The organism is Spiribacter onubensis, from assembly GCF_040838425.1.
GTDB classification, from domain to species: Bacteria; Pseudomonadota; Gammaproteobacteria; order Nitrococcales; family Nitrococcaceae; genus Spiribacter; species Spiribacter onubensis.
In genome coordinates this window covers 218,790-234,337 of record NZ_JBAKFI010000003.1, presented here as the reverse complement: position 1 = coordinate 234,337, position 15,548 = coordinate 218,790, and the positions used below count along the sequence as shown (strand labels likewise).

Here is a 15,548-nt window from a genome sequence, read left to right as displayed (position 1 = left end):
TGAGGCGGTTCAGCGCTCGGGGTAGCATGCGCGCATGCTGCAAGTAACCCCGATCCCCGTCCTCAGCGACAATTATACTTGGCTGTTGCGCAGCCCGCAGTCGCAGACCGCCGTGGTCGTCGACCCCGGCGAAGCAGCACCCGTGATCCGCGCGCTTGAAGGCTTTCAGCTTCACCTGAGCGCCATCCTGATCACCCATCACCACGGCGACCACGTGGCGGGCGTGGACGGCCTGATGGAGAATGGCGTACCGGTCTACGGCCCGGATGACAGCCGCATCCCTCACCTGAGCCACCCGGTACGCGCCGGCGACCGGTTCACCCCCGCAGGGCTCGATACGGGCTTCGAGGTACTGGCCGTCCCCGGGCACACCCTGGATCATATCGCCTTCTACGGAGACGGTATGCTGTTCGCGGGAGATGCACTGTTCGCCGGCGGCTGTGGCCGCATGTTCGAAGGCAGCCCGGAGCAGATGCAGGCCTACCTGGCCGACCTGCGGGCCCTGCCTCCCGAGACCCGCCTCTACTGCGGGCACGAATATACCGAAGCGAACCTGGAATTCGCGGCGGCGGTGGAGCCCGAGAACGAGGCCACCCAGGACCGGCTCGCCCGGGTACACGAACAGCGCCGCCGCGGCGCTGTGACACTGCCTTCCACCATCGGCGAGGAGCGGGCCACCAACCCATTCCTGCGCTGGGACAGCGGCGCCGTTTGCGAGCGGGCGATGGAACACGCAGGACACCCGCTGAACAGCCCGACGGAGGTCTTCGCCGTCCTTCGTCAGTGGAAGGACCACTTCTGAGGAGCGCCTGGAGTGAGCAACGCCCGATACTGGCCGCTGGCCGCCGCTCTGGTTCTCGCCGGCTGCGCCGGCCTGCCAGAGCACGAGACGGCCGGCGGGCCCGATGGCATCACCCGTGATGCGCAGACGCCATCGGTGTCCGTGGACACGCCGGTCCGCGATCATGGCCTCACCCCCCGCGGCCGGGCCGAGGGGGTGAGCGATCCGGATGCAGCCGAAGTAACCGATCTGTGGGAGCGCGTGCGCAACGGCTACGCGATCCCCGGGCACGACAATGAACGGGTGGAGGAGCAGTTCCGGGCATATGCGGGCTACGGCGACTACTGGATGACGGTCTCCGAGCGGGCCCGCCCATACCTGCACCATATCGTCGAGCAGCTCGAAGCACGGGACATGCCGCAGGAACTGGCGCTGCTACCGATGGTGGAGAGCGCCTATCGACCCTTCGCCTACTCGCATGGCCGGGCTGCAGGAATCTGGCAGTTCATCCCGGCCACCGGTCGTCACTACGGTCTGGAACAGAACTGGTGGTACGACGGCCGGCGCGATGTGATCGCCGCCACCGACGCGGCTCTGAACTACCTGCAGCATCTCAACGAGCTCTTCGAGGGCGACTGGCTACTGGCGCTCGCCGCCTATAACGCCGGCCAGGGCACCGTATCGCGGGCCATGGAACGTAACCGTCAGGCCGGGAAACCGACCGATTACTGGTCGCTGGATCTGCCACGCGAGACCATGAACTATGTCCCGCGACTGCTGGCCATCAGCGAACTGGTGGCAGACCCTGGAGCGCACGGGGTGGAACTGGCCAGTATCCCCAATGAGCCGACCGTTGAGGTGGTCGAGCTGGATCAACAGCTGGACCTGGCGCTGGCCGCGGAGCTGGCCGGCATCGACATGGAGACGCTCTATCGCCTCAATCCCGGCTATAACCGCTGGGCGACGGGGCCCTCCGGCCCGCATCGCCTGCTTCTACCCCGCGACCGGGTGGCGGCGTTCCGGCAGGGGCTGGCGGAGACGCCTCGCCGGGGGTGGATGCGCTGGCAGCGGCACCGCATTGCAAGGGGTGAGACCCTCGGTGAAATCGCCAATCGGTATCACGTCACCGTGGCCGCGCTACAGGAGGCCAACGATGTCCAGGGCCACATGATCCGTGCCGGCGATCATCTGCTTGTGCCGATGGCGGGCCGGCCATCGGGCGAGTCCACGCTGACCGCCGGTTCGAACCGCGGGGGCTCGGGAAACCGGGCACGGGAAGGAAGCAGCCGGCGGAACTACGTAGTCCGCGCCGGGGACAGCTTCTGGTCCATCGCGCAGCGCTTCGGGGTCGGCATGCGGGAGCTGGCCCGCTGGAACGGCATGGCACCCGACGAGACGCTGGCCATCGGTGAACAGCTCACGGTCTGGTCTGACGATCGCGCCGGCCTCGCGACCGCCGGCGGCACACCGGGTGACCGTCTGCAGTCCGTGACGTATTCGGTACGCGAGGGCGATTCACTTCACCGGATCGCCCGCCGCTTCAATGTCAGTGTGTCCGACCTTCGACGCTGGAACGGCCTGCGCGAGGGCGTCTATCTACAACCTGGCCAGGCGCTTCGCATGCAGGTGGATGTGACCGCCCAGAGCAATCTCTGAGCGCTTACTCCCTCTGCGCCGGGTTCACTCCGTTTCGGGCAGCGTCACGTTGAGCTCAAGGACCTCGCAGTCTCCCTCTCGCTCCACCTGGATGCGAACGGCGTCGTCATCGACAGCGATGTAGCGGCGAATGACCTCGAGGATCTCCTGCTGGAGCGCCGGCAGGTAATCCGCCCCGCCGCGGTTCGTGCGCTCCCGGGCCACGATCACCTGAAGCCTTTCCTTTGCCAGCGAGGCACTGCGTTTTTTCTCGGAACGGAAGTAATCCAGAAAACCCATTGCGCTAGCCCTTGAACAGCCGGCCGAACAGACCCTTTTTCTCGGTCAGGAAACGGTGCTCCCGCTCCTCTCCCAGATACCGTGCCACCAGATCGTCATAGGCCTGACCGGCATCCGTCTTCTCCTCCATGATCACCGGCACGCCTGCGTTGGAGGCATTGAGCACGGCCGTCGATTCAGGGACTACGCCGAGAAGATCGATGGACAGGATCTCGCAGATGTCCTCCATGCTCAGCATCTCACCCTTGCCCACGCGCGAGGCCGCGTAGCGGGTAACCACCAGATGTTCCTTCACGGGCTCATCGCCCTGCTCCGCGCGACGCGTCTTGCTGGAGAGCAGGCCCAGCACGCGGTCCGAGTCGCGGACCGAGGACACCTCCGGGTTGGTCACCACCAGGGCGTCATCGGCGAAGTACATCGCCAGATGGGCACCTCGCTCGATGCCCGCCGGTGAATCGCAGACCACATAGTCATGAGTCTCGGCGAGGGCGCTGAGTACCGCCTCGACACCCTCGAAGGTCAGGGCGTCCTTGTCGCGGGTCTGGGATGCGGGAAGGATTTCGAGACCCTCGACGCGTTTGTCACGGATCAGTGCCTGGTTGAGGTTGGCCTCGCCATTGATCACGTTGACGAAATCGTAGACCACCCGGCGCTCGCAACCCATGATCAGATCGAGATTGCGCAGGCCGACATCAAAATCCACGACCACCGTACGGTAACCGGCGCGGGCCAGGCCCGCCCCGAATGCGGCGCTGGTGGTGGTCTTGCCCACGCCCCCTTTGCCGGATGTCACAACCACGATTCGCGCCACGTTCACCTCCAGAATTTCAGAGCGCGTCAATTTCCAGCTCGTCGCCACGCAGCCGGATCATTGCCGGGGCGCCGCGGAGCCCGGCATCAATCTGCTCGCTCAGCCGATAATGACCGGCCACCGCGACCAGTTCCGCTTCCAGCGATTGGCAGAAGATACGCGCATTGACGTCTCCCTGCACGCCGGCCAGCGCCCGTCCACGAAGGGTGCCGTAGACATGGATATGCCCGTCCGCCATCAACTCGGCCCCGGCGCTCACCGGCGCCGAGACCACCAGGTCGCCGCCACGCGCGTAGACCTGCTGACCGGAACGCACCGGCTGGGTCACCAGACGTGCCGCCCCGTTCTCATGCGCTCTGGGCTCCGCCGCTGGCTTTTCGGAGCGGCCGCGCGCGGCCTGGCCCGATGCTTCGGAACGTGAGCCGCCGAGGTTGCGGAGAACACCGAGCCCAGCGACCGACGCGACATCCTCCGACACATCGGCCACTGCCACCGGCAGCAGACCGCGGTCGCGGAGTCCGGCCACCAGCGTCTCGAGCATGGCGGCATCCAGGCTGACGTCCTGCCCCGGGGCGAGGACCAGGGGCATGCCGTCGAAGAATCCCGGTGCCTGGGCCAGCCTGGCGTCCAGCTGGATGAACACAAGCCCGGGATCGGCGCTCAGCAGACGCAGGACCGTGAGTGTCGCCATCCGGCCCTTGAGCTCAAAGGCCGCGCCCGACGTCTGACTGACTGCCATCAGTCCAGCAACCGGTTCATGCGGCGGACGAATCCGGCGGGATCCTCCAGGCGGCCGCCATCCATCAGCACCGACTGCTCGAGCAGCAGTGCCGACCACTCATCGATGGGCGCCTGCTCGTCCTCCGCGAGGCGCTGAATAATCGGATGATCCGGGTTGATCTCCAGAACCGGCTGCTGCTGCGGCAACTCATGGCCGGCCGCCTTCAACATGCGCTGCATGTTCATGCCGAATTCATGCTCACCGACCACAATGCAGGCCGGTGATTCTGTGAGCCTCGCACTGGCCCGCACCTCGCTTACACGATCGCCAAGCGCCTCGCTAATACGACTGATAAGCGCCTTCACCGAGTCACTCGCCTCTGGCTTTTCCCCGCCATCCGGGGTGTCGGAATCGCCAAGCTCATCGAGTTCGAGCTGACCCTTGGCCACCGCCTGCAACGGCCTGCCGTCGAAATCATTGAGGTGGGCGACCAACCATTCGTCCACTGGCTCGGCCAGCAGGAGCACCTCGACATCGCGCTTGCGGAAGACCTCGAGATGGGGGCTGTTGCGGACCGCGGCCAGACTCTCGCCGGTCAGGTAGTAGATGGATTTCTGCCCCTGACGCATGCGCCGGACATAGTCCTCGAGCGACACCGTGGCACCGCCGTCATTATGCGTGGAGTGGAAGCGCAGCAATCCGGCCACCTTCTGGGCGTTGCCGGGATCCTCCACCGGACCTTCCTTGAGGACCGTGCCGAAGGCATCCCAGAAGCGCGCATATCGATCCGCATCGTCGCGCGCCATGCGCTCGAGCGCATCGAGCACACGCTTGACCGAGGCGCCACGAATCCGATCGATCAGACGGTTATGCTGCAGCAGCTCGCGTGAGACGTTCAGCGGCAGATCATCCGAGTCCACGACGCCGCGCACGAAACGGAGGTAACGCGGCAGGAGTCGATGCTCACGGTCTTCCATGATGAAAACGCGGCGGACATAAAGCCGCAGACCATGCCCCGACTCCGGTTCAAACAGGTCGAACGGGCGCTGGGCGGGGATGAAAAGCAGCGATGTATAGGACTGATTGCCCTCCACCTTGTTGTGCATCCACTCGAGTGGCGGTTCGGTGTCAAAGCTCAGCTGCTGGTAGAACTTGCGGTATTCCTCGTCCGTGATCTCGGCCTTGGGGCGCATCCACAGGGCAGAGGCCTGGTTGACGGTCTCCCACTCGCCCTCACCATCCGCCAGCTCGATGGGCAGGGCAATATGATCGGAGTACCTGCGCACGATCTGGCGCAGGCGCGAGCGGTCGAGGAACTCATCCTGGCCATCGGCCAGATGCAGCGTCACCTCGGTCCCCCGCCGCTCGCGGGGGCTGTCCTCCAGCGTGAACGCGCCTTTGCCATCCGAACGCCACAGCACTCCGTTCTCCGCGGGTTCGCCGGCTCGCCGGGTGTGCACACTGACCTCATCGGCGACGATAAAGGCGGAGTAGAAGCCGACACCGAACTGGCCGATGAGTTGGGCGTCCTGCTTCTGGTCACCGGTGAGCGCGTCCAGGAACCGACGCGTACCCGAGCGGGCGATGGTGCCCAGGTTGTCGATCACATCGGTGCGGTTCATGCCGATGCCGTTGTCGCTGATCGTGATGGTCCGCGCGTTCTCGTCCATCGACAGGCGAACAACCGGTTCGGGGTCGTCCTCAAACAACGCAGGATCCTGCAGGGCCTCAAACCGGAGCCGATCAGCGGCATCCGCCGCGTTGGAGACCAGCTCGCGCAGGAAGATCTCCCGGTTGCTGTAGAGGGAATGGATCATGAGGTCCAGCAACTGCCGGACCTCTGCCTGAAACTCGTGAGTCTCGGGGGTCTGTGGCTCGCTCATTGTGTATCCGTTGTCATCCCGTGTCCGACGTTGGACTGGGGTCGGGTGGCGCGCAATTCAAGACCGTTCAGAACGCCTCGCTGGGGTCGACGCGGCCGCCACGACCAATCTCGGGGATCTCGCGGCCCGGAATGTAGTCGCCGGTCACCATCTGCTTGTAGCCCATGCCGGGGCCCACCATGGGGTAGACGCCGGCATCGGGATCGATCATGACCTCAAGGAACGCCGGCCCGTCGAACCGGACAAAGGCCTCCAGCACTTCCGGCATTTCCTCACGGCTGGCGACACGACGGGCGAACTCGAAGCCGTCGGCCTCGGCGGCCTTGATGAAATCCTTTCGATGCAGCGACTTGTCGCTGCCGGAGAAGCGGTCATCGAAATACAGTTTCTGCCACTGGCGCACCATGCCGTCGCCATTATTGTTCAACAGGAGGATCTTGACCGGCAGGCCATAGGTGGTGACGGTCTCCATCTCGCCAAGATTCATACGCAGACTGCCGTCACCGTCGATATCGATGACCAGTTCGTCCGGATTGGCGAACTGGGCGCCGATGGCGGCCGGCAGACCGAACCCCATGGTTCCCATCGAACCGGATGTCATCCACAGCCGCGGCCGACGGAAATCCAGGTACTGTGCCGCCCACATCTGATGCTGACCGACACCGGTACTGATGATGGCGTCGCCACCGGTGAGCTCGTTGAGCGCCCGCATGACCGCCTGCGGCTGGATGAACTCACCATCCTCCTTGAAATTCATCGGGTGGCGCTCGCGCAGATTGCGGCAGTGCGTCGACCAGCGCTGGTAATCAGCGCCGAAATCGATGCTGCGGCCGTACTCCAGGAGCTGATGCATGGCCGTGCCGGCCTCGCCCACGTGGGACCAGTCGACTCGCTTGACCTTGCCGATTTCCGCCGCGTCGATGTCGATATGCGCCACGTGTTCGGCAAGCGGCGCGAACAGTTCGGCCTTGGCGGCCACCCGATCGTCGAAGCGGGAACCGACGGCGATGATGAAATCGCAGTCCTCCACCGCGTAATTCGCGTAGGCCGTGCCGTGCATGCCGAGCATGTGCAGATGCAGATCGTCGGTGGTGTCCACCGCACCCAGCCCCATGACGGTACTCACACTGGGGATCCCGTATTCCCGGGCGAATGCGGTCACCGCCTCGCCACCCTCGCCGTGAATGGCGCCACCGCCAACGTAGAGCAGCGGACGGTTGGACTGGCCGAGCATCTCGAAGAACTGCCGCGCCTTGCGCTCGGACACCTGCGTCTGACGCAGTGATTCCATGCGCTGTCGATACCCGCGGATGCCGAGCAGGCCGCTGCCTCGGAACTCCCCGACCCAGTTCTGGACATCCTTGGGCAGATCCACCACCACCGGGCCGGGACGGCCCGAACGGGCCACTTCAAAGGCCGTGCGAATGGTCTCCTCGAGCTGCTCCGGGCGGGTCACCAGGAAAACGTGCTTGGCGCAGTTGCCCATGATGTTGACGATGGGCGCCTCCTGGAAGGCATCGGTTCCCATGGCGCCACGCGCCACCTGGCCGGTGATCAGCACGACTGGCACGGAATCGGCCATGCAGTCACGGATCGGCGTCACCGTATTGGTGGCGCCGGGACCGGAGGTGACGAGAAAGACGCCGACCTTGCCGGTGCTGCGCGCATAACCGGCGGCCATGAATCCGGCACCCTGTTCGTTGGCGGGGACCACCAGACGCATGGGGTCGGTCTGATCCGCGCCGCGCTCGCGCTCGTTGTAGCGGAAGATGGCGTCATAGGTGGGCAGGATGGCACCACCGCTGTAGCCGAATACGGTGTCGACACCCTCCTGCGCCAGAACCTCGATCACCATCTCGGCCCCGCTCATCTGCTCGCCGGTGCGAGCGTGGCGGGTGGTTGTGGAGTCCGGCGTGCCGGCCTGCCCGGCCTCAACGGAAGGTGCGGCTTCCTGCATGGTCATCATCCTGGAATCAGTGACTTTCGTACGGTTTGATCATACCCAGCCATCGTGCACTGCGACAACCATCAATCCCCCTCATGGCGCGGCTCGAACCGCAGCGCCACGGAATTGATGCAGTATCGCAGGCCGGTGGGCTCGGGTCCGTCGGGAAACACGTGCCCGAGATGGGCATCGCACCGCCCGCAGAGAACCTCCGTCCGGCGCATGCCCAGGCTGTTGTCCGATTCGGTATCAATCGGCGCCTCCTCCGCCGGTGCCCAGAAGCTGGGCCAGCCGGAGCCGGAGTCGAATTTCTGCTGACTGTCGAACAGCGGTGCCCCGCAGCAGACGCAGTGGAATCGGCCATCCCCCTTGAAGTCGTTGTACTCACCGGTAAATGGGGGCTCGGTACCCTTCTGCCGCGTCACCCGGTACTGCTCGGGGGTAAGACGCTGCCGCCAGTCGGTTACATCGGGATCACCCTGATCGCTCATAGCACTCGGCTCACATGGAATTTGCCCTACAATACCGCGGCCAATCCGCAACGAGCGAGCCCATGAGCCACAACGACCCGGACAACGAAATCATCCTCGTCAACATCTCCGGCAGTGACCGCCCCGGCGTGACCGCGGCACTCATGGGCATCCTCGCGGAATACGGCGTCCGTGTCCTCGACATCAGCCAGGCGATGGTGCACCAGAACCTTGCCCTCGCCATCCTCATCAAACTGCCCGCCTCCACTGCCTCGGCGCCGGTACTCAAGGACCTGCTTTTCGAGGCCCACAAGCTCGAGCTGCGCGTGCGCTTCCAGCCCGTGACCCCGGCGGAATACCAGCAGTGGGTGCGGGGCGAGGGCCAGACGGCCTATGTACTGACGCTCCTGGGCCGCCGGGTCACGGCCGCCCAGATCGCCCGTATCGCTGGCGTCACCACCGCCCACGGGCTCAACATCGAGGATATCGTGCGGCTGTCCGCCCGCAGCCCGTTGCATGATGACAGCCATGCCAGCCGGGCATGCCTGGAACTGAGCCTGCGCGGCGAACCGGACGATGCCGATGCCATGAAGGCGGAGTTTTTGTCCATCTCCCGCGAGATGGATGTCGATATCTCTTTCCAGGAAGACAACTTCTATCGCCGCAATCGGCGGCTGGTGGTCTTCGACATGGACTCGACGCTGATCCGTGAAGAGGTGATCGACGAGCTGGCCCGGGAAGCCGGTGTCGGCGAAGCCGTCTCCGCGGTCACCGAGGCCGCCATGCGGGGCGAGATCGACTTCCGCGACAGCCTGACCAGACGTGTGGCGCTCCTGAGGGGTCTGGAGGCGTCGGTCCTGCAACGGGTCGCGGACCGCCTCACGATGACCGAGGGCGCGGAGCGTCTGCTCAAGACGCTCCAGGTTCTCGGCTATCGCACCGCCGTCATCTCTGGGGGGTTCGATTTCTTCGGCCACCACCTGAAGTCGCGCCTGAATCTGGATACCGTCCACGCCAACCGGCTCGAGATCCGGGACGGCCGCCTGACCGGTCGGGTCCAGGGCGAGATCATCGACGGTGAACGCAAGGCGCTGCTATTGAGTGAGCTGGCTCAGGAAATGGGCATTGATCTCGCCCAGGTGATCGCCGTCGGCGATGGCGCCAATGACCTGCCCATGCTGCGCATGGCCGGCCTTGGCATCGCCTTTCACGCCAAACCCCTGGTGCAGAAGAATGCCCGCCAGGCGATATCCACCATCGGCCTCGATGGCGTCCTCTACCTGATGGGCATGAACGACGCGGAGAATCCGCACTAGGCGCGGATTCTTTCGCCGGCGTCGCGGACTCAGGAAGCGGTACGACTCTTGGCGCGCACCTTCTCCTTGATGCGGGCGGCCTTGCCACGGCGCTCGCGCAGGAAGTACAGCTTCGCGCGCCGTACGTCGCCGCGACGCTTGACCTTGATGCTCTCGATCAGCGGGCTGTGCAGCTGGAAGACACGCTCTACGCCCTCGCCGTGGGAGACCTTGCGGAGCGTGAACGAGGAATTCAGCCCCCGGTTCCGCTTGGCGATGACCACACCCTCGAAGGGCTGGGCACGCTCACGGTTGCCCTCGCGCACCCAGACATTGACCAGGACCGTATCGCCCGGGTTGATGTCATCCAGCGAACGCCCGGTCTGCTCGACCTGCTCGCGCTCCAGTTCCTCAATGATGTTGCTCATGCCAGCATCCCTTGTCTTTCAGTTTCCGTGCTCCGCCCGATAGGCATCGAGCAGCGCCTGTTCTTGCTCGTCGAGGCCACGCCTGTCCAGCAGATCCGGACGCCGCGCCTGCGTCCGCCCGAGCGCCTGCTGCAGGCGCCAGCGTGCCACGGCCTGGTGATCGCCACTGGTCAGCACCGCCGGCACGCCACGCCCCGCCACGGTCTCCGGGCGGGTGTAATGGGGCCAGTCCAGAAGCCCCTCCGCGAATGCATCCTGGGCCGCCGACTCGGCATGCCCGAGGACGCCCGGCACCAGCCGGGCCACTGCATCCATCACCACCATCGCCGGCAGTTCGCCGCCGCTGACGACATAATCCCCGATCGACAGTCTCGCATCGACCTCAAGCTCAATGAGCCGTTCGTCAATGCCTTCATAGCGGCCGCAGAGCAGGATAACCCGGGACTGCTCCGCCAGCGATCCCACATGACCACCGTCGAGGGTCGGCCCATCCGGCGACAGGTAAATCACCGGCCCCGGTTCCGAGACTGCCCGCGCCGCCTGGATCGCGTCACGCAGCGGCTCGACTTTCATGACCATTCCCGGGCCGCCACCGTAGGGACGATCATCCACCGTGCCATGCCGATCCCGGCTGTAGTCCCGCGGGTTCCAGGTCACCAGTTCGACCAGGCCACGCTCAATGGCCCGGCCGATGACCCCGTATCCCATGACCGACCGGATCATCTCCGGGAACAGCGTAACGACGTCGAATCGCATTCCCGCTCAGAACTCCGGGTCCCAGTCGACCACCATCCGCCCGCCGGACAGATCCACCGATTGTATATAGACACCGGGCGCGTAGGGGATCAGTCGCTCCCGCTCTCCTGCCACGACCAGCACGTCATTCGCTCCGGTCTCGATGAGCCCCGTGACCTTGCCCAACGACTCGCCAGTCAGGGTTTCAACGTCCAGCCCCTCAAGCTCCGCCCAGTAATACTCTCCGGGCGCCTTGGCCGGGAGGACGCTCCGCGGCACCGTAATCCGGCTCCCCTGCAGCGCGGCGGCGGCGTCCCGGTCGTCCACGCCGGTCAATCGCGCGACGAGCCCCTTGCCCTGGTGCCGTCCGCCGGCGACTTCGTACTCATGGCCCGACTCCCCCTTTTCGAGGGTCCAGACCGGATAGCCCAGTATGTTTTCACGGGGGCGCGTCCACGAATGAAGCTTGACCTCGCCGCGAACACCGTGGGCACCCACAATCTCCCCGAGCACGATGCGGCGCTCGGCGTCACCCGCCGGTGCGCCGCCCACTGCTGCTTCAGGCGCTCTCGGTTTCGGCCGCCGCGCCACGGCGCGCCTGGCGGATGAGCTGGTCGGCGCGCTCGCTCGGCTGAGCCCCCTGGGAGAGCCAGTGCTCGGCGCGCTCGAGATCGATGCGCAGGGGCACTTCCTGGCCCGCGGCCACCGGATTGAAGAATCCGAGCCGCTCGATGAAGCGCCCGTCACGCGCATTGCGGCTGTCAGTGACCACAAGGTGGTAGAAGGGACGCTTTTTCGCGCCGGCGCGCGCTAGACGAATCGTAACCATGTTAATCCCTAATGAGTCCGGCAGACCGATAAACGCACAAGTGTACCCGGGTGTTCAACGCCCGCCAAGCCCCGGTGGCAGGCCACCGCCCGGTGGCATGCCGCCCGGCGGGAAACCACCGCCGCCCCCCATCTGGCGCATCATCTTTTTCATGCCACCCTTCTTGAACTGCTTCATCATCTTCTGCATCTGCTTGTGCTGCTTGAGCAGACGGTTGACATCCTGCACCTGCAAGCCGCAGCCATTGGCGATACGCCGCTTGCGCGAACCATTGATGACATCCGGGCGCTGGCGCTCGCCCGGCGTCATCGAGTTGATGATGGCGATCTGACGCCGGATCTGGCCGTCGTTCATCTGCTGGCTGACCTGCTCGCTCATCTGCCCCATCCCGGGGAGCTTGTCCATCAGCCCCCCCATGCCCCCCATCTGGGTCACCTGCTGGAGCTGGGAGCGCATGTCCTCGAGATCGAAGCCCTTGCCCTTCTTGAGCTTGCCGGCCATGCGCTCAGCCTGATCGCGGTCGACCTTGCGCTCGACCTCCTCGACCAGAGAGAGCACGTCACCCATACCCAGGATGCGGGAGGCCATGCGGTCAGGATGAAAGGGCTCCAGGGCATCGGTCTTCTCACCGATACCGAGAAACTTGATCGGCTTGCCGGTAATCTGCCGTATCGAGAGTGCGGCACCGCCCCGCGCGTCACCATCCGCCTTGGTGAGGATGACGCCGGTGAGCGGCAATGCCTCATCGAAGGCACGCGCGGTGTTCGCCGCGTCCTGACCCGTCATGCTGTCGACCACGAAAAGCGTCTCAACGGGCTCGACCGCATCGTGCACCCGCCGCACCTCGCTCATCATCTCGTCGTCGACGTGGAGCCGGCCGGCGGTATCCACCAGCAGCACGTCGTAGTACCCGGTCCGGGCCTGATCCCGGGCGGCCTCGACCGTGGCCACCGGATCGGCATCGGAGTCGGTGGGATGGAAGTCGATGCCGACCTCCTCTGTGAGGCGCTGCAGCTGATCGATGGCCGCCGGCCGATAGACATCCACCGATACCGCCAGCACTTTCTTGTTCTCGCGCTCCCGGAGCATCCGGCCCAGCTTGGCGGTGCTGGTGGTCTTGCCGGAACCCTGCAACCCGGCGAGCATGACCACGGCCGGCGGACGGGTACTGAGATCAAGGGCGTCGTTCTGCTCGCCCATCACCTGGACGAGCTGATCATGGACGATCTTGACGAAGGCCTGGCCCGGCGACAGGCTCCGGGTCACCTCCGCGCCCAGCGCCCGCTCACGGACCGCGGCAATGAACTCCTTGACCACAGGCAGGGCGACGTCCGCCTCGAGCAGTGCCATGCGCACTTCGCGAAGCGTCTCCTGGATGTTTTCCTCGGTGAGCCGGCCCTTGCCCCGCAGGCGCTTGCCAATGGCCTCGAGGCGGTCACTCAGATTATCGAACATGTTGGCGGCGACCTCCGCGGTCATCTGTCGTAACAGATCCCGATTGTATCAGTGCAGAGCCCCTCGACGAGGCCCGAGTGGCGCTCGAACGGGGCAGTTTTCTGTGCGATGATCCGGCAACAAGGCTTTCGCGGTAACCGACGCGCAGATGATCCATACCCTCTCCACGCTCATCGCAGTGGCGCTCTATGGCGCTGCCCTGGCCACCCTGCTGTCGGGGTTGCGGGGGCGTGTCGAGATGCGCCGCGGCGAGCGACTCGCGTTCGGTATCGCCCTGCCCGCCGTGCTCATTCATGCGATCCTGCTCTGGCAGGCCGTCTGGACCACGGCGGGGCTTAATCTGTCGCTGTTCAACGCCGCCTCGCTGCTTGGCTGGCTCATGGCCGCCATGCTGCTGCTCGCCGCTGTACGCCAGCCGGTCCACAGTCTCGGACTGGTCGTCTTTCCCTTTGCCGCGATCACGCTTCTGCTGGCCGATCGGCTCGGGACGCCGGGAGCGACCATGGTCCCGCTGGGCAAGCCGGTGGATCTGCATGTCATCAGCTCGGTGGCGGCCTATGCGGTGCTCGGCCTTGCCAGCGCCCAGGCGGTTGTACTCGCCTGGCAGGAGAACGTGCTTCGCCGGCGGCGGGCTGGCGCCGTGCTGGGGCTGCTGCCACCGCTGCAGAGCATGGAGGCGCTGCTATTCCAGCTGCTCGCCAGTGGCTTCGTCCTCCTCTCCATTTCGCTGGTCACCGGCTGGCTGTTTGTCGACAACCTCTTCGCCCAGGATCTGGTGCACAAGACCGTGCTGTCGATGGTGGCCTGGCTGGTTTTCGCCGGCCTGCTCATCGGCCGCCACCAGGCCGGCTGGCGGGGGCGGACCGCCATTCGCTGGACTCTGGCGGGATTCCTGCTGCTGGCGCTGGCCTACTTCGGCAGCAAGGCCGTTCTCGAACTGATCCTCAGCCGCTCCGCATAACCGCCCGTGGACAGCATCCCCCTTCCCCTGCTGTTTGGCATCCTCGGCATCCTGATCGTGCTCTCCGGTGGGTTCTCCAGCTCCGAGACGGCGCTGATGACGCTCAACCGCTACCGGCTGCGACACCTGGCCCGGGCCGGTCATCGCGGCGCCCGAAGGGCGGAGAAGCTGCTGCAGCGCCCGGACCGGCTGATCGGCATCATTCTGCTCGGCAACAACTTCGTGAACATCGCCGCCTCCTCGATCGCCACGCTGATCGCTCTGCGACTGGGCGGCGAAGGGGCGCTTGCGGCGGCCACCGGACTGCTCACGCTGACGATACTGATCTTTGCCGAGGTGGCACCCAAGACGCTGGCCGCACTGCGTCCGGAGCGCGTCGCCTTCCCCGCCGCCTTTGTGCTCGGCCCGCTCCTGCGCCTCCTCTATCCGCTGGTCTGGCTCACCAATTTCCTGGCGAACGGCCTGCTGCGCGGCCTCGGGGTCAGCCCCGGCGAGGGCGGACAGTCGGCACTCAGCCGCGAGGAGCTGCGCACCGTGGTCAATGAGGCCGGCGCCATGATCCCGCAGCGCCACCAGCGCATGCTGCTCAGCATCCTCGATCTGGACAAGGCCACCGTCGATGACATCATGGTGCCCCGTAACGAGGTGGTCGGAATCGACCTTGGCGATGACTGGTCCCGCATCACCGAGCAGGTCGCCGGATCGGAGTACACCCGATTGCCGGTTTTCGAGGGCGGAATCGACAACATCCGCGGCGTACTCCACGTCCGCCGGGTCCTGACCGCCATGCTCGATGGCGAACTGACCCGCGAACGGCTGCTCGAGCATGTCCGCGACCCCTACTTCGTACCGGAGAGCACGCCGCTCCATCGCCAGATGCTCAACTTCCAGGCGGAACGTCGGCGCATCGGGCTGGTGGTGGACGAGTACGGGGAGTTCCTCGGGCTGGTGACCCTCGAGGACATCCTCGAGGAGATCGTCGGCGAGTTCACCACTGATCCGGCGGAAGCGGTGAGCGACATCCACCGGCAGGCCGATGGCAGCTATCTGGCCGCCGGCAGTGCCAGCGTCCGCGAACTCAAGCGCCTGCTGGACTGGGATCTTCCCGCAGACGGACCCAAGACCCTCAATGGCCTGATCCTCGAACACCTCGAGACCATCCCGGAATCCGGCACCAGTCTGCTCATCGACGGCCATCCGGTGACTGTCATGCAGACCGAGGAGAACCGGGTCAAGGTGGCGCGCCTCGAGCGCCGTGTCAGACCCAGAGAGAGCGGGCTCGACGGCGCCGACTAGGCC

At 65.4% G+C, this 15,548-nt stretch carries 16 protein-coding genes; 5 read left to right on the top strand and 11 right to left on the bottom strand.

The genetic code is table 11. The features are described 5' to 3' along the window. Nucleotides 1-34 precede the first annotated feature (34 nt). Entirely contained in the window at nt 35-802 is a 768-nt protein-coding gene (gloB, locus tag V6X63_RS07250) for a hydroxyacylglutathione hydrolase (RefSeq protein ID WP_367978520.1), read from the top strand. Between the two features lie 12 nt (nt 803-814). Then, nucleotides 815-2,437 carry a LysM peptidoglycan-binding domain-containing protein gene (locus V6X63_RS07245; protein ID WP_367966104.1) on the top strand — a complete coding sequence of 541 codons (1,623 nt, stop codon included), beginning with the start codon at nt 815-817 and terminating at the stop codon, nt 2,435-2,437. A gap of 24 nt (nt 2,438-2,461) precedes the next feature. Here the strand turns inward: V6X63_RS07245 and minE are convergent, their stop codons facing one another. From minE to msrB, 6 genes are all read right to left on the bottom strand, one after another. Continuing rightward, on the bottom strand, nt 2,462-2,716 hold the full coding sequence (gene minE / locus V6X63_RS07240; protein WP_367966103.1) for a cell division topological specificity factor MinE: 255 nt from the start codon (nt 2,714-2,716) through the stop codon (nt 2,462-2,464). 4 nt (nt 2,717-2,720) lie between these two features. Next, nucleotides 2,721-3,527 (bottom strand): septum site-determining protein MinD, encoded by an 807-nt coding sequence (gene minD, locus V6X63_RS07235; protein WP_367966102.1) that lies wholly within the window; start codon nt 3,525-3,527, stop codon nt 2,721-2,723. 16 nt (nt 3,528-3,543) lie between these two features. Next, entirely contained in the window at nt 3,544-4,266 is a 723-nt protein-coding gene (gene minC / locus V6X63_RS07230) for a septum site-determining protein MinC (protein ID WP_367966101.1), read from the bottom strand. Further along, nucleotides 4,266-6,131 (bottom strand): molecular chaperone HtpG, encoded by a 1,866-nt coding sequence (gene htpG, locus V6X63_RS07225; protein ID WP_367966100.1) that lies wholly within the window; start codon nt 6,129-6,131, stop codon nt 4,266-4,268. Before htpG ends, minC begins: the two co-directional genes overlap by 1 nt. Nucleotides 6,132-6,198: 67 nt before the next feature. Then, nucleotides 6,199-8,088 carry a biosynthetic-type acetolactate synthase large subunit gene (gene ilvB / locus V6X63_RS07220; protein ID WP_367978519.1) on the bottom strand — a complete coding sequence of 630 codons (1,890 nt, stop codon included), beginning with the start codon at nt 8,086-8,088 and terminating at the stop codon, nt 6,199-6,201. 71 nt (nt 8,089-8,159) lie between these two features. Continuing rightward, nucleotides 8,160-8,567 (bottom strand): peptide-methionine (R)-S-oxide reductase MsrB, encoded by a 408-nt coding sequence (gene msrB, locus V6X63_RS07215; protein WP_367966098.1) that lies wholly within the window; start codon nt 8,565-8,567, stop codon nt 8,160-8,162. Nucleotides 8,568-8,629: 62 nt separating this feature from the next. Here msrB and serB point away from each other — a divergent pair, with 62 nt between their 5' ends. Next, complete coding sequence (serB, locus tag V6X63_RS07210; protein ID WP_367978518.1) at nt 8,630-9,862, top strand: phosphoserine phosphatase SerB; 1,233 nt, start codon at nt 8,630-8,632, stop codon at nt 9,860-9,862. A 29-nt stretch (nt 9,863-9,891) separates the two neighbouring features. Here the strand turns inward: serB and rplS are convergent, their stop codons facing one another. The 5 genes from rplS to ffh are packed head-to-tail and all read right to left on the bottom strand — an operon-like array spanning nt 9,892 to nt 13,288. Further along, nucleotides 9,892-10,269, bottom strand: a complete 378-nt coding sequence (gene rplS / locus V6X63_RS07205) for a 50S ribosomal protein L19 (protein WP_367966096.1) — start codon at nt 10,267-10,269, stop codon at nt 9,892-9,894. Nucleotides 10,270-10,287: 18 nt separating this feature from the next. Beyond that, nucleotides 10,288-11,025 (bottom strand): tRNA (guanosine(37)-N1)-methyltransferase TrmD, encoded by a 738-nt coding sequence (trmD, locus tag V6X63_RS07200; protein ID WP_367966095.1) that lies wholly within the window; start codon nt 11,023-11,025, stop codon nt 10,288-10,290. Nucleotides 11,026-11,031: 6 nt separating this feature from the next. Then, complete coding sequence (rimM, locus tag V6X63_RS07195; RefSeq protein ID WP_367966094.1) at nt 11,032-11,556, bottom strand: ribosome maturation factor RimM; 525 nt, start codon at nt 11,554-11,556, stop codon at nt 11,032-11,034. Between the two features lie 7 nt (nt 11,557-11,563). Continuing rightward, on the bottom strand, nt 11,564-11,833 hold the full coding sequence (gene rpsP, locus V6X63_RS07190) for a 30S ribosomal protein S16 (RefSeq protein WP_367966093.1): 270 nt from the start codon (nt 11,831-11,833) through the stop codon (nt 11,564-11,566). Nucleotides 11,834-11,887: 54 nt separating this feature from the next. Continuing rightward, nucleotides 11,888-13,288 carry a signal recognition particle protein gene (gene ffh, locus V6X63_RS07185; RefSeq protein ID WP_367967812.1) on the bottom strand — a complete coding sequence of 467 codons (1,401 nt, stop codon included), beginning with the start codon at nt 13,286-13,288 and terminating at the stop codon, nt 11,888-11,890. Between the two features lie 148 nt (nt 13,289-13,436). On the opposite strand from ffh, the gene V6X63_RS07180 reads away from it, so the two are divergent. Together V6X63_RS07180 and V6X63_RS07175 are read left to right on the top strand one after the other, a co-directional pair. Then, nucleotides 13,437-14,249 carry a cytochrome C assembly family protein gene (locus V6X63_RS07180; RefSeq protein ID WP_367966092.1) on the top strand — a complete coding sequence of 271 codons (813 nt, stop codon included), beginning with the start codon at nt 13,437-13,439 and terminating at the stop codon, nt 14,247-14,249. A 6-nt stretch (nt 14,250-14,255) separates the two neighbouring features. Then, nucleotides 14,256-15,545 carry an HlyC/CorC family transporter gene (locus V6X63_RS07175; RefSeq protein ID WP_367966091.1) on the top strand — a complete coding sequence of 430 codons (1,290 nt, stop codon included), beginning with the start codon at nt 14,256-14,258 and terminating at the stop codon, nt 15,543-15,545. Nucleotides 15,546-15,548 lie beyond the last annotated feature (3 nt).